Below are 3,675 nucleotides of genomic sequence, written 5' to 3' on the forward strand. Positions count from 1 at the left end.
ACGCTCTCGGTGCGTCAAGCTATTTACGAGACGGTACACTTGGGCGAATCCGATGTTGCGCATAGGGGGCTATTTTACCAACCCGGAATCCGTCCGCACGGGGAAAGGAGGATAACGATTTTGAAAACAAAAATACAATAATGGAATATTCCCGCGGGGGGATATCGGGAAAAAACAAATAACTATCGGGAATTATTACGAAACCGAAAAGGCACGAAACTTGTTAGAAATATTTGTCATCGAAGTTCCGTGAAAGCGGAATCGTCTCCCGGAGTTCCCCTCTCTCCGGGCAAGAGCAACGGCCCTGCGCCCCTCCTCGCAGGGCCGTTCCCCTTTCCGGTTCCTCCGGACGGGACGACGTTTCCGGTTATTGACCCGTCCTTTCATGGGAGAATAGAATTTTATTGCGCGTCCCTTCGTATCGTTTCCATGCCCCGAAGGTGCCCCGGTACTTCCATGGTAAGGAGAGGATGATGACAAGACTTTCTGCAGCCGCCGGTCTTGCCTGGCAGATCGCCGCCGCGGAAGCGGCCCTTGCGAGGCATCCCCTCATCGAGCGCGAGCACCTGCTGATCGGCGTGTGCAGCCTTCATAAGACCATGAGCTTCGTGCGGTTCGTCAAGGCGGAGTCCCTTCCGCTGGAACAGATCCGCGCCGAGGCGGACGGCGTCGAGGAGGTTCTGGCCTCCCTGGGGATATCCAGCACGACCCTGCGGAGGGGGGTACGGTCCCGGTTCCGCCCCGGCCAGGCCCGCCACGCCGACCAGATCGTCCACCGCAGCGAGGCGTGCAAGGAGATCTTCCGCCAGGCGAAGGAGATCGTCGAGGGCGCCGGAAAGGAGGAAACCACGGCATCCCATCTGCTCGCGGCGATCCTTTCCGCCCCGGGGCCGATCATTTCCGCCGTGCTGACCGGCGCGGGGATCCAGCTGGAGTCGATCCAGCCGGAGCTCCTGTCGATCCCCCCGCGCGAGGAGAAGCTTTCTCCGGAGGGCGAGGACGTGGGCACGATGGTTTCCCCGCCGGAGCCGGCCGCGACGAACACCCCCATGCTCGACCGGTACGGGCGGGACATTACCCGGGCGGCCCGGGAAGGGCGCCTGTTGCCGTTCGTGGAATCCGAAAGGACGCGGAACATACTCCGGCAGATGCTCAAGGTGCTGATGATGCCCACGAAGAACAACCCCGTCCTCGTCGGGGAGGCGGGCGTGGGGAAGACGGCGGTCGTCGAGGCGCTTGCCGAGCGCGTCGCCACCGGGCGCGACCGACGGGTGCTGGCGGGGAAGAGGGTCGTGGAGCTTTCGATGGCGGAACTGGTCGCGGGGACCAAATACCGCGGGGAGTTCGAGGAGAGGCTTACCCGCACGATCGAAGAGATCCGCTCCCATCCGGATGTCGTCCTCTTCATCGACGAATTCCACACCGTGGTCGGCGCGGGACGGGCCGAAGGCGCCCCGATGGACGCCGGCAACATCATGAAGCCGGCGCTGGCGCGGGGAGAGCTGCGGTGCATCGGCGCCACGACGATCACGGAGTACCGCCGTTGCGTGGAGAAGGACCCGGCGCTCGAGCGCCGGGTCCAGCTCATCCAGGTCGTCGAGCCGGGCCGGGACGAGACGCTCGATATCCTCGCGGGGCTGCGCGGCCACCGGGAGTCCCATTTCGGGGTGACGATCGCCGACGAGGCGCTTGTCGCCGCGGTCGACCTCTCCCTCCGGTTCGACCACGGACACTATCTCCCGGACAAGGCGATCGACCTTCTGGACCGCGCCTGTGCCGAGTGCCGCGTCCCTCTCCTCTCGCTCGCGCTCGAGGCGGACCAGGAAGCCCCGATGGGTGTCGCCGTCGTTCGGCCGGAAACCGTCGCGCGCGTCATGGCCGAGAAGTCCGGAATCCCCCTGGAGGTCGTGCGGGGGGGGCTTGCCGGGCTGACGGAGTCCCGGATCAAGGGGCTCGAGGAATTCCTGAACCGGCATATCGTCGGGCAGGAGGAGGCCGTGTCCCGGGTGAGCCGGCGGCTGCTGCTTGCGCACGCGGGGCTGGGGGACCGCAGGCGGCCCCTGGGCGTGTTTCTGTTTCTGGGGCCCTCGGGCGTGGGGAAGACCGAGGTGGCCCGGCGGATCGCCTCCTACCTGTTCGCGGACGAGCGGGCGTTCATCCGGCTGGACATGTCGGAATACCAGGACAATGCGACCGTCACGCGCCTCATCGGGGCGGCCCCGGGATACGTCGGCTACGAGGAGGGGGGACAGTTGACGGGCCGGCTTCGCACGACGCCTTACTCCGTCGTCCTCCTGGACGAGATCGACAAGGCGTCCCCCCGGGTGTTCGACCTCTTCCTCCCGCTGTTCGACGAGGGGAAGATCACCGACAGCCAGGGGCGTACCGCCGACGCAAGGAACGCCGTCTTCGTGATGACGGGAAACATCCTCATCGGGAAGGAGATCGGGTTTCACGCGCAGGAAGAGGCGGCCGTGGCCGAGGCCGCGCTGACCGTGGCCCGACAGAGATTCCGCCCCGAGTTTCTGAACCGGATCGACGAGCAGATCGTGTTTCGCCCCTTGAGCCGGGAGGATGTCCGGAAGGTCCTGGACCGGCAGCTTTCCGCCCTGGAAGAGAGCCTGTTCGAGACGTCGGGGCTGACCCTCCAGGTCGATCCGGAAGCCCGCGAATGGCTCGTCGAGGTTGGGTACAGCACCGAATACGGCGTCCGGGAACTGGCGCGGGTGATCGACCGGTGGGTCCGGGGACCGATCAGCGAACTGAGCGCCCGGGGAGGATTGGGCCCCGGCAGGGGCGCGGGAACCCCCATCCTGGTGAAGAGATCGGAGGAAGGGATCATCGTCGAATAGCCGTCCCATGGAACCCCCCGCCCCCCCGCGGTATCATAGAGGGGAGAGATCTTCGCGTCCAACCGTTATGTCCACACGGGAGGAGGGAAGACGATGGCAAGGTTCATGTACAGCCCCGCCCATAAAAAGAACGTAACCCGGGAAACCGACCCGTATCTCCCCAAGAAGACGGCCCCCTCCCTGAGCATCTGCCCGGAGTGCCGCGCGATCTGCCGGAACAAGCGCTGGTACCTGGACGAGAGGGAGTACGCTCTGCTTACCCGAAAGAAGGGCGCCGTAACCGTCCGAAGGCGATGTCCGGCGTGCCGCAAGATCGCCGACGGGTTCCCCTCGGGGTTGGTTACCCTCCGCGGCGGATTCGTCCGGGAGCACCGGGAGGAGATCCGGAATCTTGTCCGCAACGAGGAAAAACGGGCGATGGGCTTCAATCCCCTTTTCCGAATCATCGAATGGAAGGAGCACGAGGACGGGTTCGAGCTGTTGACGACGGCGGAGAAGCTTGCGCAGCGGATCGGAAGGGAAGTCCGGAAGGCGTGCAGCGGAAAGCTTACCTATAAATGGTCCGAGGATTCGAAACTGCTGCGGGTGAACTGGGTGCGAGAGGTGTGAGGGCGGTCTCCATTCGGAGGGCCGGGCCCCCCGAGTCGCTCGAATGCGGGGATATGCCCTTGCGCGAGGCGGGGGACGGGGAGGTCCGGATCCGCGTTCACCGGGCCGGGGTGAATTTCGCCGACGTTCTCGCCCGGCAGGGGATTTACCCCGACGCCCCGAAACCGCCCTTCGTCCCCGGGTACGAGGTTTCCGGGGTGGTGGAATCGGCGGG

2 protein-coding genes are annotated in these 3,675 nt (G+C 65.1%); both read left to right on the forward strand.

Features of this window, described 5'->3' with window-relative positions:
• The first annotated feature begins 470 nt into the window (after positions 1–470).
• Positions 471–2,852, forward strand: a complete 2,382-nt coding sequence (locus VJ307_09640) for an ATP-dependent Clp protease ATP-binding subunit (GenBank protein HJX74405.1) — start codon at positions 471–473, stop codon at positions 2,850–2,852.
• A gap of 93 nt (positions 2,853–2,945) precedes the next feature.
• Positions 2,946–3,461, forward strand: coding sequence for a BCAM0308 family protein (locus VJ307_09645; protein ID HJX74406.1), 516 nt, complete (start codon positions 2,946–2,948; stop codon positions 3,459–3,461).
• Positions 3,462–3,675: the final 214 nt, after the last annotated feature.

Source organism: Candidatus Deferrimicrobiaceae bacterium (assembly GCA_035256765.1).
Classification (GTDB): domain Bacteria; phylum Desulfobacterota; class Deferrimicrobia; order Deferrimicrobiales; family Deferrimicrobiaceae; genus CSP1-8.

Coding starts and splice junctions, on each gene's coding strand:
- VJ307_09640 (HJX74405.1), top strand. CDS start 471: ATGATGACAAGACTTTCTGCAGCCGCCGGTCTTGCCTGGCAGATCGCC.
- VJ307_09645 (HJX74406.1), top strand. CDS start 2,946: ATGGCAAGGTTCATGTACAGCCCCGCCCATAAAAAGAACGTAACCCGG.